The sequence below is a fragment of the Aeromonas sp. Y318-3 genome (assembly GCF_027706185.1).
Taxonomy (GTDB): Bacteria; Pseudomonadota; Gammaproteobacteria; order Enterobacterales; family Aeromonadaceae; genus Aeromonas; species Aeromonas veronii.
This window is the reverse complement of record NZ_JAPDCN010000019.1, coordinates 16,278-42,612: the sequence shown is the minus strand read 5'-3', so window position 1 is coordinate 42,612 and position 26,335 is coordinate 16,278. Positions and strand designations below refer to the sequence as shown.

General features: G+C 57.7%; 20 protein-coding genes. 11 read left to right on the top strand and 9 right to left on the bottom strand.

Annotated features, from left to right (window positions below):
- The first annotated feature begins 13 nt into the window (after positions 1-13).
- Genes OKB77_RS20455 through OKB77_RS20430 form a run of 6 tightly spaced genes read left to right on the top strand, consistent with a single transcriptional unit; the run spans position 14 to position 8,734 of the window.
- Positions 14-439 (top strand): hypothetical protein, encoded by a 426-nt coding sequence (locus OKB77_RS20455; protein ID WP_270818350.1) that lies wholly within the window; start codon positions 14-16, stop codon positions 437-439.
- Positions 432-1,061: a hypothetical protein gene (locus tag OKB77_RS20450; protein ID WP_270818349.1), complete on the top strand. Its 630-nt coding sequence runs from the start codon at positions 432-434 to the stop codon at positions 1,059-1,061. Before OKB77_RS20455 ends, OKB77_RS20450 begins: the two co-directional genes overlap by 8 nt.
- Complete coding sequence (locus OKB77_RS20445) at positions 1,061-3,898, top strand: hypothetical protein (protein WP_270818348.1); 2,838 nt, start codon at positions 1,061-1,063, stop codon at positions 3,896-3,898. Before OKB77_RS20450 ends, OKB77_RS20445 begins: the two co-directional genes overlap by 1 nt.
- A complete protein-coding gene (locus OKB77_RS20440; protein ID WP_270818346.1) occupies positions 3,898-5,073 on the top strand; it encodes a hypothetical protein in 1,176 nt (391 codons plus the stop codon). Before OKB77_RS20445 ends, OKB77_RS20440 begins: the two co-directional genes overlap by 1 nt.
- Positions 5,074-5,111: 38 nt before the next feature.
- Positions 5,112-8,465, top strand: a complete 3,354-nt coding sequence (locus OKB77_RS20435; protein WP_270818345.1) for a hypothetical protein — start codon at positions 5,112-5,114, stop codon at positions 8,463-8,465.
- The gene (locus tag OKB77_RS20430) at positions 8,465-8,734 is read left to right on the top strand and encodes a hypothetical protein (protein ID WP_270818344.1); all 270 of its coding nucleotides are present in this window, start codon (positions 8,465-8,467) and stop codon (positions 8,732-8,734) included. Before OKB77_RS20435 ends, OKB77_RS20430 begins: the two co-directional genes overlap by 1 nt.
- A 30-nt stretch (positions 8,735-8,764) precedes the next feature.
- Here OKB77_RS20430 and OKB77_RS20425 read toward each other — a convergent pair whose 3' ends face one another.
- From OKB77_RS20425 to OKB77_RS20415, 3 genes are all read right to left on the bottom strand, one after another.
- Entirely contained in the window at positions 8,765-9,217 is a 453-nt protein-coding gene (locus tag OKB77_RS20425) for a lysis system i-spanin subunit Rz (protein WP_270818343.1), read from the bottom strand.
- A complete protein-coding gene (locus OKB77_RS20420; RefSeq protein ID WP_270818342.1) occupies positions 9,214-10,002 on the bottom strand; it encodes a hypothetical protein in 789 nt (262 codons plus the stop codon). Before OKB77_RS20420 ends, OKB77_RS20425 begins: the two co-directional genes overlap by 4 nt.
- Positions 10,003-10,325: 323 nt before the next feature.
- Positions 10,326-11,411, bottom strand: a complete 1,086-nt coding sequence (locus OKB77_RS20415; RefSeq protein ID WP_270818341.1) for an RNA-guided endonuclease InsQ/TnpB family protein — start codon at positions 11,409-11,411, stop codon at positions 10,326-10,328.
- 169 nt (positions 11,412-11,580) lie between these two features.
- Between OKB77_RS20415 and OKB77_RS20410 the strand changes: the two genes are divergently transcribed.
- A complete protein-coding gene (locus tag OKB77_RS20410) occupies positions 11,581-12,108 on the top strand; it encodes a hypothetical protein (RefSeq protein WP_270818340.1) in 528 nt (175 codons plus the stop codon).
- Here OKB77_RS20410 and OKB77_RS24080 read toward each other — a convergent pair.
- The 4 genes from OKB77_RS24080 to OKB77_RS20395 all read right to left on the bottom strand — a co-directional run bounded on the left by OKB77_RS24080 (position 12,105) and on the right by OKB77_RS20395 (position 20,733).
- A complete protein-coding gene (locus OKB77_RS24080; RefSeq protein WP_139495212.1) occupies positions 12,105-12,299 on the bottom strand; it encodes a DUF4236 domain-containing protein in 195 nt (64 codons plus the stop codon). The genes OKB77_RS20410 and OKB77_RS24080 overlap by 4 nt on opposite strands.
- Entirely contained in the window at positions 12,296-13,048 is a 753-nt protein-coding gene (locus OKB77_RS20405; protein ID WP_270818339.1) for a RepB family plasmid replication initiator protein, read from the bottom strand. The genes OKB77_RS24080 and OKB77_RS20405 overlap by 4 nt, the downstream gene beginning before the upstream one ends.
- 601 nt (positions 13,049-13,649) lie before the next feature.
- Positions 13,650-14,066, bottom strand: a complete 417-nt coding sequence (locus OKB77_RS20400; protein ID WP_270818338.1) for a hypothetical protein — start codon at positions 14,064-14,066, stop codon at positions 13,650-13,652.
- Between the two features lie 4 nt (positions 14,067-14,070).
- Positions 14,071-20,733: an SNF2-related protein gene (locus OKB77_RS20395; protein ID WP_270818337.1), complete on the bottom strand. Its 6,663-nt coding sequence runs from the start codon at positions 20,731-20,733 to the stop codon at positions 14,071-14,073.
- Positions 20,734-20,861: 128 nt separating this feature from the next.
- On the opposite strand from OKB77_RS20395, the gene OKB77_RS20390 reads away from it, so the two are divergent.
- Together OKB77_RS20390 and OKB77_RS20385 are read left to right on the top strand one after the other, a co-directional pair.
- Positions 20,862-22,532 (top strand): phage portal protein, encoded by a 1,671-nt coding sequence (locus tag OKB77_RS20390; protein WP_270818336.1) that lies wholly within the window; start codon positions 20,862-20,864, stop codon positions 22,530-22,532.
- On the top strand, positions 22,529-23,530 hold the full coding sequence (locus OKB77_RS20385; RefSeq protein ID WP_270818335.1) for a hypothetical protein: 1,002 nt from the start codon (positions 22,529-22,531) through the stop codon (positions 23,528-23,530). The genes OKB77_RS20390 and OKB77_RS20385 overlap by 4 nt, the downstream gene beginning before the upstream one ends.
- Positions 23,531-23,566: 36 nt before the next feature.
- Here OKB77_RS20385 and OKB77_RS20380 read toward each other — a convergent pair whose 3' ends face one another.
- Both OKB77_RS20380 and OKB77_RS20375 read right to left on the bottom strand, forming a co-directional pair.
- Complete coding sequence (locus OKB77_RS20380) at positions 23,567-23,773, bottom strand: Rop family plasmid primer RNA-binding protein (protein ID WP_270818334.1); 207 nt, start codon at positions 23,771-23,773, stop codon at positions 23,567-23,569.
- Positions 23,774-23,782: 9 nt separating this feature from the next.
- On the bottom strand, positions 23,783-24,535 hold the full coding sequence (locus tag OKB77_RS20375) for a hypothetical protein (RefSeq protein ID WP_270818333.1): 753 nt from the start codon (positions 24,533-24,535) through the stop codon (positions 23,783-23,785).
- Positions 24,536-25,609: 1,074 nt separating this feature from the next.
- On the opposite strand from OKB77_RS20375, the gene OKB77_RS20370 reads away from it, so the two are divergent.
- Together OKB77_RS20370 and OKB77_RS20365 are read left to right on the top strand one after the other, a co-directional pair.
- Positions 25,610-26,032, top strand: a complete 423-nt coding sequence (locus OKB77_RS20370) for a hypothetical protein (protein WP_270818332.1) — start codon at positions 25,610-25,612, stop codon at positions 26,030-26,032.
- A 29-nt stretch (positions 26,033-26,061) separates the two neighbouring features.
- On the top strand, positions 26,062-26,328 hold the full coding sequence (locus OKB77_RS20365; protein ID WP_443111671.1) for a helix-turn-helix domain-containing protein: 267 nt from the start codon (positions 26,062-26,064) through the stop codon (positions 26,326-26,328).
- Positions 26,329-26,335 lie beyond the last annotated feature (7 nt).

The window sequence follows — 26,335 nt, the reverse complement described above, 5'->3', positions numbered from 1 at the left end:
AGGGCGCCCAACGATGATGCTAGATGCACCATTCACAGCGACGGCTGCGGCAGTGGTGGCACTGGCTTTTCTGGATCGCTTCATCTGGAAGCGCGGGAAAGTCACGATTACCGAGCTGCGCAAAGCCGACCGCGAGGGTAACTATTTACGCTACCTGTTGAAGTACGAGGCAAACAGCGAACCTGAGTGGAGCGAGCTCCGCTACTCCTTTCGGGATCGCCGCTGCCCAACCACAGTAATAGCCGGTAAGACGCGCACGCTTGACGGCTGCAAGGCTGGCGAGAACGCCGAATACCTGTTAATCCGCGATGACCTCCTCACTCCAGGGGACTGGGATCTGACTGTGCAGATCACCACTGTTTCCCGCCGTAACCCCTTTTACTCACTGTTCCCTTTCAGCAGCAGAGCAACCATTGAGGAGACAATCGCTGATGGCTGATGAGCGCTTTAGTAAGAGCAAGGCAACCTACCTCACGCTGGACTTTGCCAACGTGACGGAGAAGGGGCTGAAAAAGCTCGTAGACGCATTCGCCCGCACCAAATCCAAGGTCGCCGGAGTCGAAGCAACCAACCGGATCACCAAGAAGGATGGCCAGCCCACCAAGAAAGCCGTTTTGCGGTTTGAGCGCGGCCAATCGGTCACGATCACCGTTGGCCCCCTGGGTGATGTAATCGAAACCCGCCTGAATGCCACCGTAATCCCTGTTGCGCCGAAGGCCATGGAAAACATGGCAGCATACGCCAAAGAGGTGTCAGCCAAGCTGATCGCCAACCAAGGCCGGTTCGACAAGAGCCAGGCTGCCAAGTTGAAGCGCGTCACTGATACCAGTGGCAAAAAGCCAGCTGGCCGCACACTCGCCTCCCGCCTGATTGAGGCGCAATCCGCCAACAATGCCGCAACCGCCAACCTTACCGCCACTCAGCAGCGCATGACCGCCCTGCAGTGGAAGAGTGCGCGCGTTAAGAGCGAGCTGGAGGATGCCAAGCGTAAGCTCGAGGCCGAGCGGGCCACCACAAACCAGCTGCTTGAGCAGATTGAAAACAAGAAGAGGGCCGCCTGATGCAAAACACGGAAGCCATTTATTTTCCGCACAAGCGGATCAACGTGCAGAACATCATCGACCACTGCCCCCGGGCTGTAAGCGCTGATGAATACCTCGGCCTGCTGCAGGATGAGCGCATTTTCGAGTCGGTGACCAGAGAGGAGGTTGAAGCCACCTACCTGTACGACCTGGACGGCGTGGACGAACCCATGATGGAGGCAATCACGACCACCAAGGCGCGCCTCGAGCGCACCATGGCGGGCTTTGTGCGAGCGCTTAACCGTCAGATGCCATCCTTTGGCCTGGAAGCGCAAGAGGCCAGCATTGGCCAGCCGCGCAAAGCCGGTACCGTGGCGGTACAAGTGGCCACGATCCCCGTCTCTGATGGGCAATCGCTGTCGGTGGTGTTCCACTCCCCGAGTAATGACCCCGGCAAGATCACCGCCGCTGACGATCTGGTGGCGTACCGATTCCTGCTGAATAAGCGCGATGTGACCCATATCGTTGCCCCGGCTGGTGGCCGCGATATTTCCTTGCAGCAAACCACCCTTGCCCTGACTAACTTGGCCGCCCGAAACAGCGACAAGTTTCAGGCCAAACAAGCCAAGAACAAGCAGAAGGAAGAGGAGCTTGCAGCCCTGCAGATCTCCACTGAGCAGATCAGCACTGAGGCGGTCGGCTTGGCGCAGCAGGTAGACACCCTGGGAGAAGTGCTTGAAAGCGACAAGGGCGAGCTTACCCGCACCCAAAGCGCCTTGAGCAAGCAGATCTCCCGTAACGATGAGCTCCGCCGCCAGCTGGCCGCCCTTGGGGATGCTTCGCCGGTGATCGACAAGCTCACGGCCGATGGTACCGAACACCAGGACAAGCAAGGTGGCGATGATGGCAAGTCGGTCGCAGATGGAGATCCGCAGCCGGGTAACGGCGACAAGGAGCCTGCCAGCTTTACCGACCACAACGCCGCCGGCGGCGCCCTCAAAGCAGCAAACCCGAGCCTCTACAAGAAGGTGATCGAAGATGTTGCCGTCATTCACGGCATTGATATTGGTGAATACCGTGGCTACAGCCGCGCCCTGTTTGTCAGTTCGCTGGCCAACAGCATCAAGTCGGCCGCCAAGAGAGACCCCGAGCAAGCCCGCCTGGCCCTGCAATTCATCAAGTTGCTCCAGGCTGGCTATGACAAGCCGGTGCTGACAGAGCGGCATGGCGTTTGGTCACTGCTTGGCGAGAAGGAAGAGCCAGAGCAGCGCGATGGTGCGCCGACCGATACCGTTCGCCAAGTGAATGACCGTCTTTCTATGAGCGGTGAGACCACCCTGAGCAATGGCGCCAAGATCGCGTACCAGTTTGGCGAGGTCGATGGCGTGGATACTGGCTGGGCCCTGCTACAGGACGTAGATGGCCAGTTTTACCGAGTGACGGCCACCAGCGATAGCCGGGACGCCATGAAGCAAGCGGGCGCGGAGCTCTACAAGGCCTATCGAGATGGCCAGCATGAGAAATACCGCTATGACCTGTCAGCGGAAGAGCTCGAGGAAGAGCAAGCGCGCCGAGTAAGCGAGAACGCACATCTGGAAGCCAACGCGCTATCAGCTCTGGTCACTAATGCCAAGCGCAGCAAAATGACCGGCTGGGAATTCGATCTGGAAGAGGACTTTGGCGAGAACCGACCAGCCATTGTCATTTCCGCTCCGGCGCTCCAGAACGGCGAGGAGCATGACGGGTACCACATCTTCCCCGATCGGGATGTTGATGGCATGTTCACTGGCAAATTCTCCGTGGCCTTCTCGGATGGCGGCACGATCCCGGGCGGTCAGTCACTCAAGAGCTGGGCGGAGATGAAACCTCTCCTGCAGGCCGACTGGCAGGCGGACGTAGACAAGCAATCCGGCGCAGGAAGCGAAGCCAGCGGTACCTTGTACTGGTATGGCTTGCAGGTTCGCCCTCTGTCTATTGGCGCGCAGCCAAAGGGCAGCGTGGCTTACATCCCGCCAGAGTCAGCCCAAGATGACCCGCGCATCGCCTCAATGGTCAAGACCGCCGGTGATCACAGTGTTCGCCATGGCGCTGTTGCCTATGACAAGGAGCTGTCCCCCAAGGAAGTCGCTAACTACGAGCTGGTGGACTTTGGGCGGATCACCGCAGCATGGGGCGAGGAGCGCCGCGCTCAAGCCTTTGGCGAGCTGAAAGAGACCATTACCAACCTGCTTGGCATGGAATATTCAGCGAAAGAGATCTGGGACGGCCTGATGAAGCCCAAGGGCGATATGGTCACCAATAACCCGTTCTACGACTGGGATATTGAGAGATACCGCTCTGACGACATGATCAAGGCCTTCAAAGAGGCTGGCTACACCGGCGAGATTCAAGGCATGTTCGACAAGCTGGCCACCGAGTTGAGCGAGCCCGCGAAAGACCCCATGGGTACCGCTGGAGTGTCCCGCGGCGCCACCTATCGCAATGTGACCATTAATGGCCTCGATATGGAAAGTATCGAGATTGTAGAGCCGTCAGAAGATGGGAAGGGCGTGATTGTCATGGCCACCATGACCGGCCAGAAAACTGCGACCCGCATGGTGGTTGATGCGACCGAGCTTCAAGGTGCGATTTCTGCCACCGGCGACACTGGCGGTACCGGTGACGACAACCAGTGGGGCGAGACCGACCCGGCTATCACCGGCATCTTGCAACAGCTGGAATCACTGCGAACCGGCGAAAGCGACTACATGGCGTACCTGGACAAAATGCAGGAGCTCATTGAGCAGCTGCAGGCCGCCGGTGCTATGGAGCGCCATGAGCCGTACCTGCACACCGTTGCGGATCGCCTGACCGAGCTGATGGAGGAGGCGGCATAATGGCCCTGAGTATTCTTGAAAAGGTAGGCCTGCAAAAGCAGGCCGCCACCCTGAAAAGCCAGCTGGCAGCAGCAGGCCTTACCATCATGGATAAGATCCGCCTCCAGCGCGAACTGGCGGCCGTTCTGGCCAAGCTCAAGGGGGAGGCCAAGCCTGCCCCTGCAGAAGGCGAGGATGAGGATGAGGGGAGCGATGAGGAGGCCAAATCAACCGCTGGCCGCTCAATCGTAGGTCTAGCCATTAATGGCGCAAATCACCCTGCATGGGCGCGCCGCGCCGAGACCGCTGAAAACCTTGATCTGGTGCTGTCCAACGCCGAACACGAAATCGCCGTGCTGTTCAGTCCTGGGAGCGGTGGAGCCAACCGCTCTAACTTCCATATTTTCTGGCCAAGACACCTTTCCGGCACCAATGCCGAAGGTGGAACCTCGACTATGAGTGCGGATAATGCCTGGCGCGGGGTTCAATCCCCGTTCCCGCCAAAGTTGCGAAAGAAGGTTCGCTACATGGTGGAGCAGGCGGAGCGGGAGATCACTCGCCTTGCCAATGATGGTATCGCTGGCGCCAAAGTTGAGATGATGGCCGCAGGCGTTCGCCTAGTGCGCGAGAACGAATTTGGCTTGGGCCGGACACTCCGAGAGGCCTATGCCGCTCTGGTCGCCACAGAGAAGGGCGTGGATGCGCTGGATAGCCTCAATGGTGAGTCGGTACTTGATGCCATCCAAACACTCTACGTCCGTGCCGACTATGCCCTTGGGGCGCTTGAGACGGCCAGAACGGATGCAGAGAAGGAGCACAGCAAGGAATCTATGCGCCGCTACACGCCGAGCCTGCCACGACTTGAGGAGTTGCGGAAGCTGGTGGAAGAGAGCGAGGCCAGCCAGCCCAAAAAGGATTCGCTATTCCGCATGATTGGCGAGCTCGAGGATATTGCCCGCCAGCTGGAAAGTGACACCAAGATTGACGAGAAACTTCCCGAGCCAGCTCCGGCCCCTGCAGAGGATCAGCTGGTGGCCGATTATGTGGCTGGCAATTTCAGCCAGCTGCCGTATCCAGACTTTCGCCAGAAGGTGATGGATGTTGATGCCGCTGGCGCCACCCTGGATCAAGTCAAGGATGGTGCGGTCATGTGGTTAACGGCCAACGCTGACTCCATCGAAAAACCCGCTGCCTAACCCCACCACTCCCCGGCAGCGCCCCCCGAAGGGGCACTATGCAACTCTCAGAACTGACAAAGCAGATCAGGGCAGCCCAAAGCGCAAAGGGCGTGCTCTATCAGCTCGAGGTGGCGCTTGGTCACCGAGACGGTACCGCGGCCGATTTCGCGTTCAACCGGCGGCCGGTACAGCCCTCCGGCACATTCCGCCAAACTCGCCTCTATGAAGTGGGCGCCAATAACGCACTGATCGCTGGATCAGCCGTTGATGTGCTCGAGCGCCTGATCCGGCATGGCACGACCACCAGCGTGTTTTATTTCATGGGCCGCTTTGCGGGCGACTACCCCATTTACGCAACTCAGCGTAATGGCGACATCATCATGATCGGCAGCGCCTATTACCGTGCGACCGAAGATGAGCCGCCCACCTATGCCATTCGCAATGGTACCGAGCGGCACGCCCAGCTATTAGGGCAGCTGCAGCAGGACATGAAGCATCGAGACAAGAGCCAGCCCCGACTCGTTTACGGGAAGAAGGTGGACTTGGCCAGCGCCGAAGGCGAGGCCGCCGACCTGCAATTGCTTTCTCCGGTCGATGACGAAGAGAGCGATGTTGTCAGTGTCGGGCCAAGCAAGGGCAGAACGGCTTTTGTGGTTACCGCCCGGGGCGATGAGGTGGAGACCCATTTCACAGTGATGGAAGCGGCAGACCTGATCCCGTCCAATCTGGCAGACGGCACGGTGAACCCTGATTTTCCGCAAGACCTGCAGCCGCGAGACCGAACCCGCCAGTCCTCCATCTTGCAGATCTCTCGTCTGTCCAAGTCGCTACGCCCAGCCCAGCTGGCCGACTCAGGCCTATCGAGCCATGGCGCCCCGATCATTGGCCCTGATCGCGTGGTGGAGTCTGGGAACGGCCGCACGCTGGCCATTCTCCGCGCCTATGCAGAGGGCAATGCAGGCGGGTACCGAGAACACCTGGAGCAGAATGCCCAGCTCTACGGCCTCGACTCTAACCGGATCTCGAAAATGCGTGAGCCGGTGCTGGTGCGCGTGCGCCAGACCGAAGTTGACCGGGTGAAATTCGCCAAAGACTCCAACCTATCCGACCTGCAGGGCATGGCCCCGACCGAACTGGCGCGAGTGGATGCCGAGTCGATCGATGACCGGCTGATGGCGCTGTTCAATCCGAGCGAGAGCGGCGATCTACTGGCAGCCAGCAACCGGCCATTTGTGCAGGCCTTCATGGCCAAGCTCGGTACCGAGCAGGCGGCCAGCTACATGACGGCAGATGGCCGACCAACCAAGCAGATCATCGACCGGATGCAGGCAGCCATTTTTGCCAAAGCCTACCAGAACGAGCAGTTGCTCCGGCTATCCGTAGAGGAGCCTGATCCCGAGATCCGCAACGTGCTGACCGCCCTGAATACCGCTGCCCCGACCTTTATCGAGATGAAGTATCTCAGCGGCGAGGTGCATAAGCAGACGACTGATGATCTGGCAGGGGCAACCTCCCTGGTAAAGGGGCTGGATGAAGAGGCGCTGTCTGCCCTGGTTGATGCAACGGCCGTGGTTCGGGATGCCAAGGCGTCAGGGCAAGATCTGGGGGAATACCTGAGCCAGCAGGGGCTTTTCGGTGATGTGAGCGAAGAGGCGGCCGCGCTGGCCAAGTTTATTGCAGCCAACAACCGCAGCGCCAAACGCATGGGCGCCGCCTTCAAGGCTTTGGCAGAGGCTATCTGCGCCGAGCTGCAACACCAGGGCGCCGCTGCTGGTGACATGTTTGGCGGTGCAGCTGTAGACCTGCCCGCAATCCTGGCTCGGGTGAGCGAGCGAATGGCGGAGGAGACCGGCGGCCAAGTGTCACTCTTTGAGTCGGTTCGGGAGTCCCACCAGCTCGCCATCGAGGCCGCAAACACCATGCCTCATCTGCTGGCCATCTTGGATAGCCTGGCCAGCGCTGACCCGGGCAGGGAGCTGATCCCCTTTCGGAAGGCCATCGAGGACGGGATCAAGGCCTCCACGGTCAAAGAGGCCGAGCAGGCCATGGAGCTGTGGCTTACAGCTCTGAGCATTCGCGGCATGAACTGGAAGCCGACCAATATTGGCGAGCTGTTCCCTCCGGCGTGGCAGGTTACCAAGGCCGGTAGCGAGGGCTTCATGTACGCCCTGAGCATCAAAACGGCCGTCCTTCGGGCCCAAGAGCACCGAGACTCCCTCAGTGGGTTCGATGAGCTGCAGCGCCGCCGGAGCGCCGTAGAGCGAGACCTGGTGACCCTGCGCACCCTTCCCGCCACCCCTGATGACTGGCTGACGCTGATCATGGGCAAGCCATATGCCGAGGCGGATCTCTGGAAAGAGCTCGAGCACAACGCCCAGCGCCGCCTGGATGGTGAGATCGATAGCTATCTACCGCGCATCGAGGCGATCACCGTGGAGGCCAAGGAGCTTAGCCCCATGGATCTCGCTGAATCGGCCCTCGATGACCAGTTTATCGAGGCCATGATGGAGAGCACGCGAGAGGTGAAGGCCTATCTCGCCAAAGCGCCCGATCAGGTCGCCACGGCTCGCCTGATGGCCACCAATGCACGCCGTAATGTTCGTGGTGGTATGGCGCCAGCCCAGGCTTTCCAGATTGCCGCCCAAGGCCTCTATGACCATTCAAGCCACCCATACCGCAAAGAGGCGGTACGGGCTGCCAATGCGATGTATCGCAGCTTGGCACAGGCATTGAAGCAGGAGGAGGAGAGAGCGGTTGATGCCAGCTCACTGCGCCAGCTGGTGGACGAGGTGATTGCCGGTTCGCCCCTGAGTGATAGTGACGCGCGCGATATGGTCGCCAAGACGAAGATCCGGGTTACCAGCGCACGTCTGGCCAGCGGCTACAGCCTGCCAAGCCTGCGCTCAGACCTGGCCGACTTCTACAAGATGACGAACGGCAAGATAGAGCCGCCGGAGCTGTCATTCACAAACAAGCGAGCAAGTGCATTCCACAAGGAGAACCGGATCAATACCGGCTCGAACCTGAACAAGGTGACCTTGTGGCATGAGTTGGGCCATCTCCTTGAGAACCGACACCCCGCCTTGCTGGATCAATCTCGCCGCCTCCTGCTGCGCCGCAAGAACGCAATCAAGAATGGCCCCGCCGTCCTGCCCCTGCGCAAGCTGATACCGAACCTCAAGTATGGGCCGCAAGAGAAGGCTCTCAATGACGGCTTTTTTGATTACTATGTTGGGAAGCTCTACGGTTGCCAGAACGACAATAACCCCATGCAGGCAACCTCAACAGAGGTGCTATCCATGGGCCTGCAATGCTTGGCGAGTGATGCGGGATTGCTGGTACTGAAAAAAGACCCAGAGCACTTTGCCCTGACGCTGGCAGCGCTCAAATACCTGCAGGAGGATAACTGATGGAACTGAATACCGTGCTGTTCGATGAGCCGGTTTCCCTGGTGTTTGCGGCCGCCGATGCCATAGACGCCCAAAGCGACCTGACAGGCAGCCCGAGCGATGCCGTGGAGACGGTCAAGGCCATGTGTCGTGGTCAGCTGGATGGCCGAGGCATTCCGATGGAGGAGGGGTGCTTTACCCCGATGGGGGTGGCAGGCGTCCTTGAGTCGCTTGGCCTTCCCGTTACCGGCCTTGATGGCGAACCGGACTCCGGCGAAGAGTCGCTGTAACAAAAAGCCCCGGCACTGCCGGGGCTTTTCTCATTTCGCGCCCTGGTAAACCTTTAGGGCGTCTTGGCAGGCAAGGAGCCTGGTTGCTGTGGCTCTGCAGTCACCGGCGTACCGAATAAGAAATCCTGCATCCTCTCCACGAAGTCCGTGGGGGGTGGTTGCATTATCGAGGCCGGTACCGGCGCTGGCTTCACCGGCGCGGGGGCAGGTAAAGCGCTCGAGCACGAGCACAGAGCCAGACTCAGCAAGGTGAGCAAGGCGCTCCGTTTCATTTTTCCCATCAACTTGTTCCTTCTGGTGATTGGCGTCAATTTTCGCCATGCCGGACACCTGGCGCTGCTCCTCTTGCCTCGCCTGTTCGCTGCCGTCCATGTTGTGGGAGAGCCAGCGCTCCCCCCAGACTCGATCTGCATAGTCATACCCGATGGCAAGGCCTGCGATGAACACGATCAGCAGCACGATACCTGTGTTTGCAGGGCTCATTCCCAACCTCCCGATTCAATCTTGGTTTGGCGGTACTTCTGCCATGCGATAACCACGGCGCAACCAACAGCAAAGCTGCCCAGGGCGAGCCGGATCATGCTTCCGCTGGTCAGGTCATCGCGCGCACCTTCTACGGCCGTCACTACAGACGGCAATGCGTTTGCTAGGGCATCAACACCCGCACCGGCGGCGTCAGTGATTGCAGGGAGTACGTCAGATAGCTGGTCAGCACCAAAGATGGCGGCGCCTACTGGGATGGTTGCCTTGCTGGCAACGTCTTTAACGGATGGCTTTTTGCGAACTACGCCCGCTCGCCGCAGGCCTTCATCGATCTCGGCATCGCTGTACCAGCCGTTGGCGTTTTTGTAGAAGGGGCCGCGGCCGTTTTCGTGGCGAATGATCCCTTCTACCAGAGGGCGAAGGTGGTCGTAGTTGTGAACATCGATCACCTCATCAGAAGGGCCTACGCCATCGAGCAAGGCCGCCACGCTGGCAGAGTAGGATGTGGTGTCATTTTCATTGGGCGGAGCCCAGCGCTCGATGAACTCTCTCACGCTATCAATGCGGCTTCCGTCTTTGGCTCGGCGTTTATCCTGGTAGGTGATCAGAACACACGCCAGCGCGCGGATACCGTAGGTGGCAGAGATGAACTGGCAAAAGCGATCGTCTGTTCGGTCGCTCTCTGGCCGAAGCCCTTGCCATGGCGAGCCCCACTCCAAGTTTCCCGGGTTGTTATTCCGGTACCCTCGGGTTTTGCTTGGGCCTTTGCTTTTTTGCTTGGACATTTTTCCCTCCAAATGAAAAAAGGCGCTGTCGAAACAGCGCCTTTTACCTCACTCCCCGGCCGCGCCATTTGTTAAAAATGATACTTGGCGGTTTAACCCCGCAAACATCCTAACAACTGAGAGACGCCGATAAGAAGTGATTTCGAAGAATGGCCCGAAGGTGGCCGCATTTTGTGATTTGGGGTGGCCTGATTGGGGTCTCAATCTGACTTCTCCTCACCCTTATCGGGCGAGGGTTCTTATATCGCTACAAGAACAATTTCTAGCTCAATACGCCTTCCCTAGATAGCCTCTTTCGAGGCTATCCCCGTTCCGGGCGCTCCCTAGACTAACCCCGCCAGTCCGACGGTTTTTATATTCCTTGCGGCATTAACATCCCTGTCATGCTCAGTTTTGCACTCTGGGCATGTCCAGCTACGGATGTTTAACGGCATCTTTTCGTGTACGAACCCACAACCGCTGCAACGCTTTGAGCTAGGGAAAAAACGATCTACTTCTGCGATAGTTCTTCTCGCCCATTCCGCCTTGTATTTGAGCTGGCGAACAAATTCACCCCAGCTTGCGTCTGCTATCGCTTTGGATAGCTTGGGATTGCGGATCATGTTCTTCACTTCCAGCGATTCAACACAAACAACTTGGTTTTCGTTAATGAGTTTGTGGGACAACTTGTGCAAGTTATCCAATCGACAATCGGCAATTTTTGCGTGTAGGCGAGCAACTTTTAGCCGTGCCTTTCGGCGGTTCTGGCTGCCTTTTTGCTTTCTGGCTAGCTTCCGCTGTAGGTAGGCTAATTTGCTTTCATAACGCTTAGTGTGGCGAGGATTATCGACTTTCTCACCGCTATCAGTGATGAACAGGTTATTTAAACCCAGATCAATGCCCACTGTTTTAGCGGTGACGGGCAGTGATTTAGGCTCAAACTCACACAGCATAGACACGAAATAACGGTCTGCGCTGTCTTTTGAAATGGTGATAGAGCTAGGCTCGCTGGGAAGCTCACGCGACCAACGAATATCAAGCGGTTCTTTTGATTTGGCAATGAATAGCTGACCGTCTTTGCATTTGAATGCAGCCTTGGTCAATCGGATTGATTGCTTATCACGCTTAGACTTGAAGCGCGGGTACTTGGCTCGCTTTTCCCAGAAGTTTTTAAATGCCTCTTGCTGGTCACGCAAGGCTTGTTGAAAAATGACGCTGGAAACGTCTTTAAGCCACTCAAATTCTTCTTTAAGTGGGACTAAGCGCTTCTCAAGGAAAGAGTGGGAGATTGATTCGCCGCGCTCATAATAGGCATCGGTGCGATATTTCAGCGCGTTATTCCACACAAAACGACAACAGCCGAACGACTTTGATAGAAGTTCAGCTTGCTGTGGTGTTGGATAGAATCGCTCTTTATATGCTCGTTTCATGTCGGTTAATTTACAGTTTTAAAAATATTCTGTAAAGGAAGATAACTCCGTTATCTTGCGCTTATATCCCCGCCCGCATTGGGCGAGGCTTTACGCGCAAAGTGATAAGTGTTTGTTCGGATGAGGATTTGTTACACTCGGGAAAGACTCACCTCCCCAGGAGAAAAATATGAAACTCTTCCCTGCCTTACTGATCCTCGGTCTTGTTCCTGCAGCTGCGATGGCAGCTCCCGTTGATGGATACAAGGGGGTGAAGTTTGGGACGCCGGTTGCGAACGTTCTGAAATCGGCCCCTTGCACGCTTAATCACCTCCCCATGTTCACCCCGGGTCTTGAGGTGTTCGAGTGCGAGGATCTGACCGTTGGCCCGCATACCCTCAGTGCAACCTGGATGTTTGTGAATGGCCGGTTCGGGCGGGTGGCTATCGACCTGCCGTGGGGGGAGTTGCTGTCCTTTAGTCAGACGCTCAAGGACAAGTATGGGGTAACCAATGGCTCGACAGAGGCGGAGTTTGCAGCGGTAGAGCAGCAGCCCAGCAAGGAGGCCTATCTCGCCTTTGCTGACTCGTCTGTCTACATCACAATGAGCTCAAACGAGAGATCCCAGACCTCCGCCAGTCTGACGTACACAGACCTGAATTTCGATAAGATGCTGGAAGGTGCGCAGGCGCCGCGCAGTATTGACCAGGATATTTAAGGGCGCTTGCCCCTGATCCGCTTGCGGTAAGAAAGCCCGGTACCTCGGGCGCTTGCACTGAAACTGGCCCCCTTGGGGCCGGTTGTGTATGAGAATGGCCCCAGCTTTACGCTGACTGACCAGCCGCCCTTGGATAGGTTCAGCCATAGGAACGGCAATAGGCGAATGCGCCGCCGGTATTGAATGCTCACGCGGTCACTCCCTTGTTGGCTGGTTTGCGAGAAAAGCTGAATAGGATGGATGTAACCTTGCGGCCGGTCTTGTTCTCGACATACGCCACAGATAGCGGGGTCTTGGCGTTGATCTCCGACACGGCTACGTCCAAGAACTTCTGCTTGAAGTTGGCGTACCTGGAGTATGACGCTGGCAGCTGATAGCGCTCTATGAACCATTCAACCTTCTGGCAGAAGGTCTTGGTGTTCTCAAACTGGATGAGGTTTTCATACAGTCGCATTGCATGGGGGTTTCGGAGATCTGTTACATCCAGCAGTTGTAACTTGGTGAAGTCACGACTCAGGCCCAGCAGGAACTTACTCAGTTTGGGGTTCAGCTCGATCGTGTGTTCGCCTCGGCGCGGTTTCTTCCCTCGGCCGATAACGATGTTTTTGGCGCTGTAAGCCTTCTCTCCATCCTCCCCATCTTCGTCTGGGTGATAGAAGATCACTTCCCTTGCTCTCAGCTTCTCCATTGCATTGCTGATGTCATAAGAGGCGTTGCCGGAGTCCAGCTCAAAAAGCTGTGCGTACTCGGCATTGGTGATTGTGATCTCGTCTGGGATTGTCTCTTCGGCCCCGTTCAGTTGGCTCAGGCAAAGCCAGAGAATGCGCTTCTCGTCACGGCTCATTGTGTAGGCCGCGCTTAGTAGGGCGTTGCTTTGCCAAGCAACCCGCTGCGGAGTCTTTTTCATTTGATGGCAACCAGTAGTTAGCTTGGTTGCCATTCTTTTTCTTTGCTGGCCAAGAGTCAAGCCGCCTGGTTCGGTAGTGGCATCGGGCTCTCATTTATCCACACAGACCAGCCCCATAGATCTTTTTAAAGATCTTCTCTTTTAGAGATCTCTTTTAAAGATCTTTTAGGCATCCTGCAGCCCAAGTGCGGCGCGGCCTGCGGCGATGTTTGGGCAACTAATCGAGGTGAATGGGCAACTAATCGAGGTGAGTGGGCAACTATTCGAGGTGAACTTTATCCCCATAGGCAACTAATTGAGGTATCTGGCTGCTGGCGGGGAGGCTATGTGGATAAGTGCGGTCTGGAGCGGCCTTTTGGGTGGAAAGCGGCTCACATAGGCCACAAGAAAGGCAACTTTTTGAGGTGCTGTGACGAGGCCAGCCCTCCGAACCGGCAAGGATGGGCGCTTGCGGCCGCTGCTTTCGAGCCTGAAAGGCAACTTTTCAAGGTGTCTTGCTGCCCACTGATTTTGACCACAGGAATCGGGCCCATTAGGGGAGGTGGTAAAGGCAACTATTCGAGGTGATTGCCGGGCGCCCGGACAAAAAAAGCAGCCTTGCCGGCTGCTCTTTTTGTTGTGCTGGTGGATGGTATTACGCCGCCGATCCTGTCTGCTCCATGTCACTGTCATAGAGGTTATATTCGTAGGTCTCGCCATCATCCAGATCAAGCCAGTGCTCACTGCAGCGCAGATAGCCCTGCTCAATCATCCGTTGCTGGTAAGCCCAAGCGGCGCATACCGTCAGAGCGGGTGACTCCAGCGTGTAGCGTTCGGCGGTACCCATCTCCAAGCTGCCGGTACCCACTTCATGGCCGTGCTCAATCAGCATGGCTTTCAGTGGCCACCACCAGGGGCCATAACTCCGGTACTGCTTGGGGTCTTTGCGCAGCAGGTCGGAGAGGTTGGTCATGTAGAGGGCCACAAAGGCCCCCTCGTCTCGTTCGCTGGTGGCTTCTGCCAATAGCGGAGCCAGCTCGTCAGCGCTGGGGATTACAGTCAGCTCCATCATGCGGTTAGCCTCCCAAAATGTTGATCAGGTTGTCGATCGGCGTGCTTGCTGGCACGAACCACCAAGCGTCCGGGCACTCCTCGGATGCGTCAACGGCAAACTTCGCCCCGTACAAAGACTTGAGCGTATCCTTAACGGCAAACAGGCGCCCAGACTTGCCTTGCGGGTCGTGCAGAGCGATAGACCCTGGTGACATATCAGCCTTGCGGTACCGGTTAATCTTGACTGATGCAGGCATGGAGATCACCCGGATAGTGACGCCGGAGACGATCTTGTCATCGGTATTGGCCGCGCTGGTGGCCGCTTCCGCCTTCTCCAGCTCCCCCGGCGATGGCTTCTCTGGCTCAGGTACCGGCATCGCAGCCTTCTCGGCTTCCATCCTGGCTCGTTCTCGCGCCTCAATCCAAGCATTCAGGGGGCAGTCATAGCGTCCCAGCTTTCTCTGGCCGTCCTGTAGGAGTGCGCTCAGCGTTGATTGCTTGGTTACGCTGCCGAGCTCTACCGCACCGATCGCGGCAAGGTCGGTTACAGCGGCGGCGAGGTCGAACCGGCCATCCTCGAGCACATACGGGCAACCTTCTGGCGCTTGCTTCTTGTCGATGATCTCGAAGGCATAGAATCCGGTCGCTGCCGTTTTGTGGTCACGCAGCCACACCAAGCGCGCCGCCCGCTTGTCGTCAGTGAGGTTGGCTTTGGCCCACACAATGCGAGCCCCCAGCCTGACGGCTTCCCTGGCATCTTGGATCTCTCGCTCTTTGGCAATCTCGTTGGAGATGGCCTCTCGAACTGTATCCACCGCCTTGGAGAAGGCAGTCCGGTTGTCCCATTCGCTCGGGATCTCTTTGCTGGCGAAGTTGTCCCAGGTGTAGGCCAGTCGGGTTTTGACTCCGGCCTTGATTTGTTGCCATTCCTCAATGATCTCTGGCAGCGCTTCAAACTTGGCCCGAGTATCCGCCGCCCACTGGTTGATAACCCCAGCTGGCGCGTTCTTGCCGTATCCCTCCTCAATGGCCAGCTTGTAGCTGTCACCGAAGATGGCCTTGATATGTGCATTGGCCTGGCCGTACTCCCGCATACGGGAGCGATCTTCCAGTAGCCACTTGGCCAGCCGCGCTTTCTCGGTGTCGCTGGGGTTGGGGTAGATAACCCGATCCGCATCTTGGGGGAGCTTGAGCTGGTAAAACGCGGTTTCGGCAAAGCTATCCCCATCCCTGACCAGCAGACCGGCGCTTTGGCCAAGGTCGATCCGTTTAGCGCGCATGTGCTGGACGAATTGAGCCTCAGTCATCAACCCGGCTACCTGCCCAATCATCACAGTTTGCATCAAGCGCTGCAGCAGCTTGATCTCATCTGTGGTGTGGGAGCATTCCTCTCGAGCGAAATTCAGGCTGTAAGTCTCGACCGTGCCAATCTTGCTGCTGGCGAACTTCTCGGCCGTGTAAAGCAGCTTGCCGGAGAAGGTCTTGGTGTCGAACTGCAGGGAGACGACTTCCACCAGGGCGCCGGTGATCAGGGTGTAGAACCGGCCCTTGCGGATCATGGTCTTGCCGTCAGTCATAAACTCGGCGCCATGATCCAGAACGTCCCGGCTGACTTGAATTGAGCCGGTATCAATGGCTCGCTCCACCTCGCCACGGAGGCGCTTAATGGTGTCGTTGGCCTTTGTCAGGCGTGCTTTTCGGCGCTCGGCGCCATCGAGCCTGGCAGACTTCACCTTGTACTCAGATGTGAGCTTGGCCAGCTCTTTGCGGGCTTCCTTGGCATTCTCCTGGTAAAAGCGCTTCATGGAGTAGGAGCTGGTGGCCGCCTCTTCGCTGTTGCGCTCGGCGCGTTCGCGGGTCTTTTCGATGCTGGCTGCCAAGGTTGGTACTTCCAGCCGCAACTCGGCCAGCTCTGCATCCAGAGCGCCAACGTCCGTTGCTGCATCGTGCTGTGCCTTGAGGTAGTTGTGCAAGTCGATGTTGGCTCGCTTGCGCGCAGCCGCCTCTACGCGCTCCTTGGCCTTTCGTTGGGCCTCCTCGATGCGGCGCTGGCGCTCCTCGGGATCGGGGGCGAGCAACATCCCCATATCTGCAGAGTCGCTGGCGTCCTCATTGCGCGCCCGCTCGGCGCCGCCCACGGTCAGGATCTCATCCTGCCAAGTGGCCTTGCGCTTGAGCGTTTCCAGGCGCCATTCATCAAAGCTGCCTTTGCCCAGGTAGTACCACACCCGAACCTTGCTTTGTTTGGCCCCGACTCGGGCGCCGCGGCCGTTGCGCTGCTTAATGCTGGCGGGAGTCCATGGGAGCGTCAGGTGGTGAATATCCGTAGTGCCGTGGTGGAGGTTGACCCCGACCTCTGCTTTCTTGTTGCAGATCAGGATGCGGAATCGCCCCTCGTTGTAAGCGGCGGCAATTGGCTCTACATCCTTGAGCTTCTTCCCGTCAGCCCCCTTCATATCTGACTTACCATCAACGGTGTCAGCATTGATGATGCCGATCTGTTGCGGGGTAATGTCCAGGTGGTGGGCCAGCAGGCGGCGCAGCTTGTTGTGCTGCCTCTTATCCTCGACAAAGATCAGCTGCTTGCCGCCCGCCTCGTAACTGGCCTTCACGTTCGCAACAAGGCGAGCGTACTTCGGCGTCATGGGGTGGCTAACATCGGTGTCCTTGATGCCGAACTTGGCCAGTCGCTTGACGACCTCCGCCTCGTAGGCGTCAGAAACAACCAGGCGCAGGGTATTACCCTCATGGGTGATTTGTGCGGAGGCGGTATAGGTCAGAGTGACAGAGCCGCTGCCATCGGCGTAATCGTCAGTGTCGTCTGTGGTTGTCGCTGTGGCGGCTACCCGGCGGGTCACCTTTTCAGGGAGATCGTTCACCAAATCCCTGAGTGCGGTTGCATGTTCGGCCGGTACCAGGAAGGTCATGGTCTTGTCATACAGATCCATGTCGGTACAAACCCGATCCATGTCGGCAATGATGGCGAACACGGCATCTTTCGGCTCGTCTTTGTCCTGTTCGCCGTTGCTAAGGCGCTCCGCTCGCTGGCGCAGCTCCTCATAGATCTGCTGCTGGCGCTCTGACATATCAACGGCGACATTCTCCTCCTCAAGGTCAGGGATTGTGACCGTTTTGGATACGTCCTTTGCCGTCTTGAAATTGACGTAGCGGTGAAAGAGGCTTCGCAGGCCGGAGAGGTTGCGGAAGCCAATCAGGCCTTGGCGGCTCTCTACTTCGCCGGAGAGCTTTTGCACCATTACGTTATCGGTCTCACCAAACACTTTGATGAAGTCGTTAACGTCAGCGATCCCGTACTTGCCCCACTCCTCAGGCGTGATGATATGGCTCAGCATGTTGAACACATCGACCGGGCTGTTTACGGTCGGGGTGGCGGTCAGCATGTAGCACCCGCGGCCCTCATACTTGCGCTGCAGCCATGCCATCTTCATCTGCATGTCCATAGCGGTTTGTGCAGACTTCGGCTTTGGCAGGTGGGCCAGCTGGGAGGCTTGGCGCCCCACTTCATAGGTGTTCCGGTAGTTGTGGCCCTCATCGACAATTACGGAGTCAAAGCCGCAATCCTCGAAGTAGGGGAGATTCATGGCCTTCTTCGTGCCGGTGTCGCTGTGCTTCTCCTTGAACTTCTCTTTCTTCTTGGCCTCGCGGTAATTCTTCGCTTCACCCTCGATCAGGCCGGAGCGCAGGCCTGCCGCCATCATGGTGTCAACGTGGTCGATCACCGTTTCCGCTCGCAGCGGCAGGGTGGCGAATCGCTCCTTGCTGATCAGTACCGTGCCTTTGGCGGTGTGCGGGATCATGTTGATGCGGGTGATCACCTCATCGCCGCTCAGGGTGCGCAGCTTGTCCCGGGTTAGGGGTTGGCCGTGCTTGTTGAGCTTGATCTCGCCCTCGTCATCGAGCACCGGCGTTTGCTCTACATCGCCGTCCTTGTTGCGAACCGGCTCGATACCCACAAACAGCATGTTCTGGTCAACGTAGGCGCGGCCATAGGTGGCAACCGCTTCGTGGTACCAGTTTTCCTCTACAGCTTTGGGGACAACAACGGCCGAGCGCTTGGAGCGGCCATTTTGCTTGTTGTAGGCATCCAGCAGGAGGGCGGTGGTTGTTTTGCCAAGGCCGGTACCGAAACCCAAGATCCCGCGCCCGTCCTCTGATAACCGGCGAACGGCTTGGTTCTGGTAATCGAACGGGGTGAGCTCTGCGTTGAGGCCGGTCAGCTCGAGCGGCGCGTCTGAGTGCTCGGGAGGCACATAGCCGTTGAATGTGTCGTTGTAGAGCTTAACCAGGCTGTCGCAGTCGTCATGCTGGCGCAACCAGGTACCGAATTGCTCCTCGAGCGACTTGATGCGGCTCATGTGGACGGCGGCGCCCTCGAGACCCGCGCCTCTTACTGGCAGATCATTGAGGTAGTGCTCGAGCTGGCGCTCAAATTGCTCGTTGCTGCGGCCCTTGAGCTTGCCGCCCTGACCATCGCTGTCATACCCGTACCAGGTGCCATCCTCGCCGTCATAGCTCTCGTCCAGCTCCATCTCGCCATCTACGGTAATCACCTTCCCGTAGCGCAGGCCTGCATAGCCCTGGGAGCGCAGGAACTCAGACACATAGCGGCGTGGCAGCCAGCGCCCCAGCATGGTCATGTCGATAGCGTCTACGCCGGTATGAGGGCGCTTCCTGTCGATCTCTGCCAGCTGGCGCTGGTAGTTGTCGATAATGGCTTGGTCGGTGCCGGAGACCATTGCCAGCAGCAGCCGATCAGACTTCTTGGCTACATCGCCGCTGGTGGCCCTGTCCATCGGTGCCAGCATTCCATCCGGCGTGATGGCTACCCCGTCAACTTTGGCCAGCGCCTCGAGCGTCATAGGGACGCTGCCGTTGTAGTGCTCAGCGAAGTCGTCCAGGTCAACCGGATTAAGGCCCAGCTGGCCGAAGAGGAAGGAAACTACCTGATAGGCATCCTCATCGTCATAAGCCCGCACGTTGCCCCGGTCGGCCTTGCCCTGCAGCAGGTCGGAGAGCTCGCCGGTGGGGTCGGTGGCGGCATAGAAGGCCTGCCAAGCGCCCGCGGCATTGCCGGTTTTGAGGGTGGCCAGCGTCTTATCAGCTGCGGCCACTCCGAATCGGGCAATCTCGTTGCTGATCAGGCTGCGGATCTGTGCCGCCTCTTCAACTGGGAATTTGCCGGTTTCGGTAAACACTGCCGCCATGGTGCGGATACGGTCACCGATCAGGGTGCCGCGAATGATCCGTTCCCGGTGCTTCGGGTCGGCCATCTTGGCCAGCTTGATTGCTTCGTGGACTCGCTGATCCAAGAATCGGGGATAATCCCGCTCTACCGCCATGATCTGGGGGAGGGTGAGCTCGAGCACAGCTTGAGGGTTGTCTGATAGGACGCTGCGGAGTTGGGATACCGATGCGGCGCCATAGGTTTCCTGGCTGATTTCATCGCCATCGCCGCCAGCTGGCTTGATGAGCTCCCATTCCCCAGCGGTCAGGCGGTGCCAGCGGCCGTTGATTTGACGCTCATCGCCTTCTGCATAGGTTGGGCTGGATGGCTCGGCCAGTTCGAGAGCGGCCCAATCAATGCGGCTGTCAAAGCGCTGTGCCAGTCGTTCCTTGATCCCCTGGTTGGTCAGGTTGCCTTTCTCCACGACCATTCTGGCGAACCGGCCGGTACCTGTGGTGGTCTGCTCGCCCATGATGAAGCGGCGACCTTCTGCTGACTCAAACCACTTGCCTTTGATCCAGGTATCCCAGAGCACGTTGGCGGCTTTCAGGTCGCTGCTCTTGCGGGAGTTGATCAGCTCGGCCATGTCGGCTGGGTGCTTACGCAGCAGGAGAATATCGGTAACGGTGTCGGTACCGTTGGCATCAAACGTGCCAGAGGGGAGGCGGTGAGCGCCCAGAAACTCAGCCTTGAGGGAGATGGCATGTCGCCACTTAGACCATGACGCTCTCGAGATGATGCGGGGAGGGACAACAACGCTGATCAAGGCGCCTGGCTTCACCTTATCGATCATCCTGGTGATGAAATACTGATCCACGTATTTGATGTGGGAATACTCGGGATCGTGCGCCCCATTCATGCCGCGCGTATCACCGAACGGCACGTTGCCTACCGCACCATCCCAGGTGTTGTCCTCTGTCTCGCTGGCCAGCTGTTCAAAGGCGGCATGGCGAACGTGATCTTCCGGGTGCAACAGCTGGTTAATCTGGCTGCTGGTGGCGTCCAGTTCTGAGGCAGTCATAATGGCCCCGGCTGGTTTGGTACCGTTGAATACGCCGATCCCGGCTGACGGCTCCAGATAATTACCCGGGCCAGCGCCCTGAGCCGCCATCATGTCCCAGACGCCTTCGGCTACATACTGGGGGGTGTAATACTCATCAATGGAGCCGCCAATCCCGCCTTTGCCGGAGTATTTGCGAAGGGCGTCTTTATCGGCCTCAGTGATGGAGCTCGGGTCTGCAGTGACGCGAGCAAGGACTTCAAGCGCGGCTTGGTTGGCAGCCAGTCTGGCCTTGCCAATATCTACGCCGTGAGTTTTGGTCAAACCGAATTCGACCGGGGCTGCGGGCAGGAGCGCCTTATCCAGGCTGGCCAGAATGCTGGCCACTGACCCCGCCGCAACAACGTCTGCGATTGCAGATGCGACTTTCGTGCGCTGCATGATTAATCTCCGTGGGTAAACAGCGCTTGAAATGGTAACATCCTAACAAGTCGGGCGCGCCCCGATTTCGTGACTCCCCGGTTAAGCGGCCTCCCCCAGCCGCACGCGCCCCTAGACGCGAATAGACCATGGCCAAAAAAGAAAAGGGACTGGTGGCGGTGATCGCCCAGGCGTTCGCTGGCTACAACCCCGATGACCAGAACAATGCGGGCATTCCGCTGCAAAGCGGGCCCGGGGCATCCTCCAGCTGGCACAACTCAGCGCCAGAAGCGGAAGAGGGCAGAGATCCGACTACCGATTCTGATTGGGTAGGCGATAAGGTCATGCCAGAAGATCGCTACCTGAAATATGACGTTCTGCAGGGCATGATTACCGATCCGCTGCTGTCTGGCGGTATAGACCTGCATATCTGTCATGCCCTGAGCGCTGACAACCGAACCGGCAACATAGTGACCATTGAGGCCACCGACCCGAGCATGGCCGAGTTGGCGGCCGAGCTGAATGCGGCGCTTGGCCCGCTCATCAATGAAGGTGCCCCCAGCTGGTGCAAGCAGATGGCGGTTTTTGGGGCTCACTACGTCCGGCCGTATGCCCGAGAGGGTGTCGGCATCGTTGATATTGAATCGTCCTGGTACACGATGGCGCGGCAGATCCGCGAATACGTCCGGGGCGGCAAGGTGGCTGGGTACACCTCCGAATACCTCAAGAAGCGCGGGACAGGCGGCGCAATCCAGCTGGCGGAGCCGTGGTCGCTGGTGGCCCTCAAGATCCCGTACTGGCAGCCAAACATAAACCGAGAGCCGCTGAACAATACCGGCACCCAATACAGCCTCTACGATGATAACCACCGGCGGGTACCCATCGAGACGCAAGACTACGGTACCTCGATGCTCGAGCACTGCTATCCGGCATGGTGCGACCTCAAAGACTCCTTGGTGTCACTCAAGGGATCCCGTTACAACGCCTCCCGAATCGACCGCTTTGTCGCTCTGGGGATGGAAAACCTCGACCCAGTGCAGGCGGCGCAATACCTGAATCTGGTGGGTACCCAGATGCGCAAAGATCTGGAGACGGCCGAGCGCAAGAGCCGCCAGAAAGGCCTGCTGCCAACGGTCTGGAACCGCATTGTTCCGGCCCTGGCTGGTGGCAAGGGCGGTGTGACAATCGACACTCAGACCACCAGCCCAGATATAGCCCATATCGAAGATGTGATGTTTCACCTAAAGCGCATGTCAGCAGGCCTTGGGCTGGATGTGTCAATGCTTGGTTGGGGGGATCTCATGTCTGGCGGGCTGGGTGATGGCGGGTTCTTCCGCACCAGCATTCACGCCGCCATTCGAGCGAACTGGCTGCGCATCGGCTTGCGTCAATCCATCCACCGGATGATCGACATTCACATGGCCAACAAGTACGGCAAAGTGTTCCCTGCCGGGCAGACCCGCCCGATTGAGGTGAAATTCCACTCGCTCAATACCGCGATCGCCCAGGAAGAGGCAGAAGAGCGCGAATCCCGCGCCAACTTCGCCATGACGCTGGCCACCCTGCTCGACACCATCGAGAACGGCCGCTTGGCTGGCTCCGACACCTTCAAGAATCTGGCGCTTACCGACCTGGCAGGCATCGACAAAGATGTGGCCAAGGCGGTCATTCACGAACTGGCAAAGAGCGCCAGTGAGGCCGCGGATAGTGACGAGTTCATGGAGTCCGTTGGTTATCGGGGAGACAGGGCCGGATTCGATGCTTGGCTCAGTCAGAAAATCAACTCAGAAATCATCAGCTTTGTAGGAGGTGCGTCTTGATTATCGTTGAAGATAGTTTCGACCTGAAAAATGAAGGGCGCGCGGGTGGTAACCGGCGCCGTTATATCATCCATGCCGTAAAGGCCATGTTCCAAAGCCCGGTTACTCAGGAGGCTCTGAAACTGGGGGAGGCCTACGGTTATTTCGGTCACACGATCCGAGAGATGACCGGCAAGATGCGCCCGCGGGAGATGGAGGTGGTCACCATTGACGGCAAGCCGGTACAAATCCAGGTTGTACCGTCAAACCGCACGCTGGCTGTGGATGTAGACGAGAATGGCATCGTCAACCACAAGCAGGAGATCCTTGATACTCCACCTGGCCGAATCGTTCAGGCAATGTGGAATGACAAGGTGGGCGGCTGGAGTTGGGCCACCAGCGGCTCCAATGATCCGGCGTTCGGCGCCCGCCCGCGCTCGTTCTTCGGCTTTGACTATGTGAAGCAGCCCAACTTTGTCCCGCTGGACAGGCAGCAGGCCATGATGGAGTCGGCCACCGGCGAGCGGGTTATCGAGCTGTTGGTATCATCCGGCGTCAGCAATGGCGATGCGGTACCGCTGTTTGAAGGGTGGGCCGGTCTGTCAGAGAGCTATGCCGCCACTCGGGATGTGGACATGGACATTATGATGATGGAGGGGCTGCTCATCGAGGAGCGCAACCGTAGTCTGGTTCTGTCTCGAGATCTCGACCTGGCTAAGCAGGAGCGAGAAGATCTGGGTAAGCGCCGTGAGCAGGCGCTCATGGAGGCTCTTGATACCGCCCCAATGGTATTCACCAAGGATCAGCGTGAAGCGTTCCTGCGCCTTTCTACCCCTGAGGATGCAAAGGTCGTGAAGATGATGCTGGAATCGCTGGCTAACATGGATGTGGAGAGCTTGCCGATCCGCCATCGCGCCGCGCCGGTGGAGATCACGCCGACCCCGACTAAGGGTGAGCGCTCAGGCATTCCGCTGGGGGCTGTGATCTTCCAGAAGCAATTGCCGACATGGCCAAAGTAACGAGCTGAATCCAAGGCCGCCGATTGGCGGCCTTTTTCATGCCGCCTCTTCCTGTTTGCCCAATATGGCCTGCAGGTCTGCCAGCAGATCATCAGCCTGTTCGTGCATGGCCTGAACCTTGTCGGCCACCTCATCCAGTGCCGGGTTATTCATGGCGTCCACCTTCTCAAGCAGGCGGATCAACTCAGCCTTCAAGAATCGGGATTGGTTGATAATGGCCTGTTCCGGCGTTTTCTTTGCCATGGGGGCTCCTTACTGCTGACAGAGGGCTAACTGGGAGTTGAGCGATTCGATAAGGGCGGTGTCGCCGCGGGCTGTGGCCATCTTCAATAGGGCCATCAAGCCGTTGACGCTGGTGGTTGCCGATGCGGAGGCGCGCTGCGCTGCATAGAGCTCCTGTCGCACCACACTTGCGGCCTGCTGTGGCTGCCGGTCAGGGTGGGCGGCCAGCATGGCGGCGAGCTTGTCAGCCAGCTCGTTATTCCCCTGCAGCTTGGCAACGTCCAGCTCCATCTCAATGCTGCGGGCGCTGCGCTGGTAGCCAAGTTTAGATTTCAGCTTGGCGGCAATGATGGCGGTGGCGTCTTTCACGCTCTTGAAGGCTGTGGTCTTGTGACGGTTGGCAAATTCGACTGCTTTGGTAATGAGCTTGCGGAGGTACTTGGAGAGCTTGCTGGCGCTGGCGCGCTGCTTGTCGGCGTGTTCGGCCAGTGGTTCAGGGTGTATGACATACCGATCGAAGTATTCACCCTCCACCCTGAACTTGGTCAGCACTCCCCAGCGAACCAGTTGGGCGATCACCAGTCTGACATTCCGGCGGTCTTGGTACTCGCAGAGTTGGCGAATACGCTCCTTGCCCGGATGTGCAATCCATAGGTTGTTAGTCTGCGGAGATTTGGCGCTGGCGTGGCCTGCAATGGCAAGTAACACCCGGCGTTGAGCGGAGTCATGTGGCCAAGCGTTGATGATGAGGTTTACAAGGTCAAAATGGTGCTGTTTGTTCATGTTTTTATGAAACCTAAAAGCTCGCCTTTTAGCCTTGAAATGGTGGATCTGCCCCTGTATTCTTACTCATAGAGTTGGTGTCCGTTTAGGGCTACAACTCCGGTTGTCAGGTAGATCTTTATCTCTTTTGAGGCTTGCTGGGCGATGTTTGTTAACTCAGTTAAGTGGGGTGGAACCCATCTAGGTCGAGCGGATTTAACGGAATCCATCTGATAATTGACGGACGGTGTTGGTATCACCTTCTGTGGTCAGGTAGCTGGAAACTGCTTGACCTACGTTTTTTACTCTACCCGATCGTCTTGTGATCATGCAACGTGATCACTTGATGATCGGGTAAAAAAATATTAAGCCGCCTTCGGGCGGTATTTTTTTATCTGCAGCCCGCCAATCCTCAGTTCCCCATAACGATTCTATCGAGAGCGCAAAGCGCAAGCGAAGCGCGCGCGTTTGATCTCTGATCTATCTGCTTCAATGTTTTTGTTTAATGGATCGGAAGCCTAGAGGCCTGATTTGCCAAGGCTTTCAGGCTGTCCATTTTGCTGCTCTGGGTGGTCTCGCCTGGTGGTGCCGGTGGGCCTGCTGGGTGAGGGGGAGGATCGGAAGAGATGGCGGGGGGATCGGAGGCTGCTGGTCTGCGGGCACAAAAAAGGCGCCGTGATGGCGCCTCTTATAATCGACCCTGCGATCAGCTGAACGGGCAGTTTTCCACAAACCGCCGGGTGGCTTCTCGTAGCCATCTGTTCCGCTGATCAGGGTGAATTGAGAGGGAGCTAATGACGTTCTCTACATTCTTGAGGTCGTCAAATGAGTTAATGCTATTCATCAGCTCTGCGATGCTTTGTTTCATGGTTGTACCTTTGCTTCTTGATTGACGGGACGCCCCCGACGAGTCCAATCATGCCCCAAACGAGCCGTTAAATCATCCTAACAAATTTGCCTATGTGTCGTTATTGTGATCTTGGTCAAGTTTGATGCCAAATCAGAGTAAAAGACCTCAAATGGAGTTGTTAGGATATTTACAGGAGCCCTGATTAGGGTTAAAGTCTTGCCCCGTCTGGATACGAAGGGGGTTTTATGGATGGCGAGTACAGCAGCGTAAAGGAGGTTCTTCGGCTTCAACTGCTGGCGGCCCGTCACGCTGACTCTCCATCGGTACTCGATGGCCTTGAGCTGGTGGAGCCCGCCGTTGAGGAGGAACCAGCCGAAGCTACCCCAGAGAGCGGCGCCGATTTGCGCTGCACCTTCTGCGAGGAGGGTCTGGTTAAAGGCCTTTTCGGCAAGGACTACGAATGTGCGGTGTGTCATGGAACGGGTTTCGACCTATCCAAGCCGGTCGCCGTCATCAAGTACCTGCTGGGAGGCGGTCGCAAGCTGCGAAAGCACTACAACGACCTGCGGCGAGAGTGCCGCGAATTTAGGGATATGTGGTCTCCAGAGGAGATTAAGGCAAGGCAGGAAGCCATTTTTTGCGAAAAACACAGCTCACGCTTTGATTAACCCCGTTTAGGAGAAAAGTAATGTCGAACATCGAAAACAGTGAAAAGGCCATGGGTAAGCGCATTCAGCAGGTGCGCCAGTGTTTGGGCCTGTCCCGTCCGAAGTTCGCAGAGCTGATCGATGTGCCGCCGACCACCCTGAAAAACTACGAGCTGGGTTATCGCGGTACCAGTGGTCACATGCTCGGCCAGCTGGCTGCCCAGCCTAAAACCGCCTCTTACGTTTTGTGGGTGATCTCCGGCGAGACCGGTTCACCTCAGTCGGTGCCGACCGCTGATCTGAATCCGTCATTCTGACCAGTCG

Excerpts from the sequence above, each read along its gene's own strand:
- OKB77_RS20455 (WP_270818350.1), top strand. The coding sequence starts at position 14 with ATGATGCTAGATGCACCATTCACAGCGACGGCTGCGGCAGTGGTGGCA.
- OKB77_RS20450 (WP_270818349.1), top strand. The coding sequence starts at position 432 with ATGGCTGATGAGCGCTTTAGTAAGAGCAAGGCAACCTACCTCACGCTG.
- OKB77_RS20445 (WP_270818348.1), top strand. The coding sequence starts at position 1,061 with ATGCAAAACACGGAAGCCATTTATTTTCCGCACAAGCGGATCAACGTG.
- OKB77_RS20440 (WP_270818346.1), top strand. The coding sequence starts at position 3,898 with ATGGCCCTGAGTATTCTTGAAAAGGTAGGCCTGCAAAAGCAGGCCGCC.
- OKB77_RS20435 (WP_270818345.1), top strand. The coding sequence starts at position 5,112 with ATGCAACTCTCAGAACTGACAAAGCAGATCAGGGCAGCCCAAAGCGCA.
- OKB77_RS20430 (WP_270818344.1), top strand. The coding sequence starts at position 8,465 with ATGGAACTGAATACCGTGCTGTTCGATGAGCCGGTTTCCCTGGTGTTT.
- OKB77_RS20425 (WP_270818343.1), bottom strand. The coding sequence starts at position 9,217 with ATGAGCCCTGCAAACACAGGTATCGTGCTGCTGATCGTGTTCATCGCA.
- OKB77_RS20420 (WP_270818342.1), bottom strand. The coding sequence starts at position 10,002 with ATGTCCAAGCAAAAAAGCAAAGGCCCAAGCAAAACCCGAGGGTACCGG.
- OKB77_RS20415 (WP_270818341.1), bottom strand. The coding sequence starts at position 11,411 with ATGAAACGAGCATATAAAGAGCGATTCTATCCAACACCACAGCAAGCT.
- OKB77_RS20410 (WP_270818340.1), top strand. The coding sequence starts at position 11,581 with ATGAAACTCTTCCCTGCCTTACTGATCCTCGGTCTTGTTCCTGCAGCT.
- OKB77_RS20405 (WP_270818339.1), bottom strand. The coding sequence starts at position 13,048 with ATGGCAACCAAGCTAACTACTGGTTGCCATCAAATGAAAAAGACTCCG.
- OKB77_RS20400 (WP_270818338.1), bottom strand. The coding sequence starts at position 14,066 with ATGATGGAGCTGACTGTAATCCCCAGCGCTGACGAGCTGGCTCCGCTA.
- OKB77_RS20395 (WP_270818337.1), bottom strand. The coding sequence starts at position 20,733 with ATGCAGCGCACGAAAGTCGCATCTGCAATCGCAGACGTTGTTGCGGCG.
- OKB77_RS20390 (WP_270818336.1), top strand. The coding sequence starts at position 20,862 with ATGGCCAAAAAAGAAAAGGGACTGGTGGCGGTGATCGCCCAGGCGTTC.
- OKB77_RS20380 (WP_270818334.1), bottom strand. The coding sequence starts at position 23,773 with ATGGCAAAGAAAACGCCGGAACAGGCCATTATCAACCAATCCCGATTC.
- OKB77_RS20375 (WP_270818333.1), bottom strand. The coding sequence starts at position 24,535 with ATGAACAAACAGCACCATTTTGACCTTGTAAACCTCATCATCAACGCT.
- OKB77_RS20370 (WP_270818332.1), top strand. The coding sequence starts at position 25,610 with ATGGATGGCGAGTACAGCAGCGTAAAGGAGGTTCTTCGGCTTCAACTG.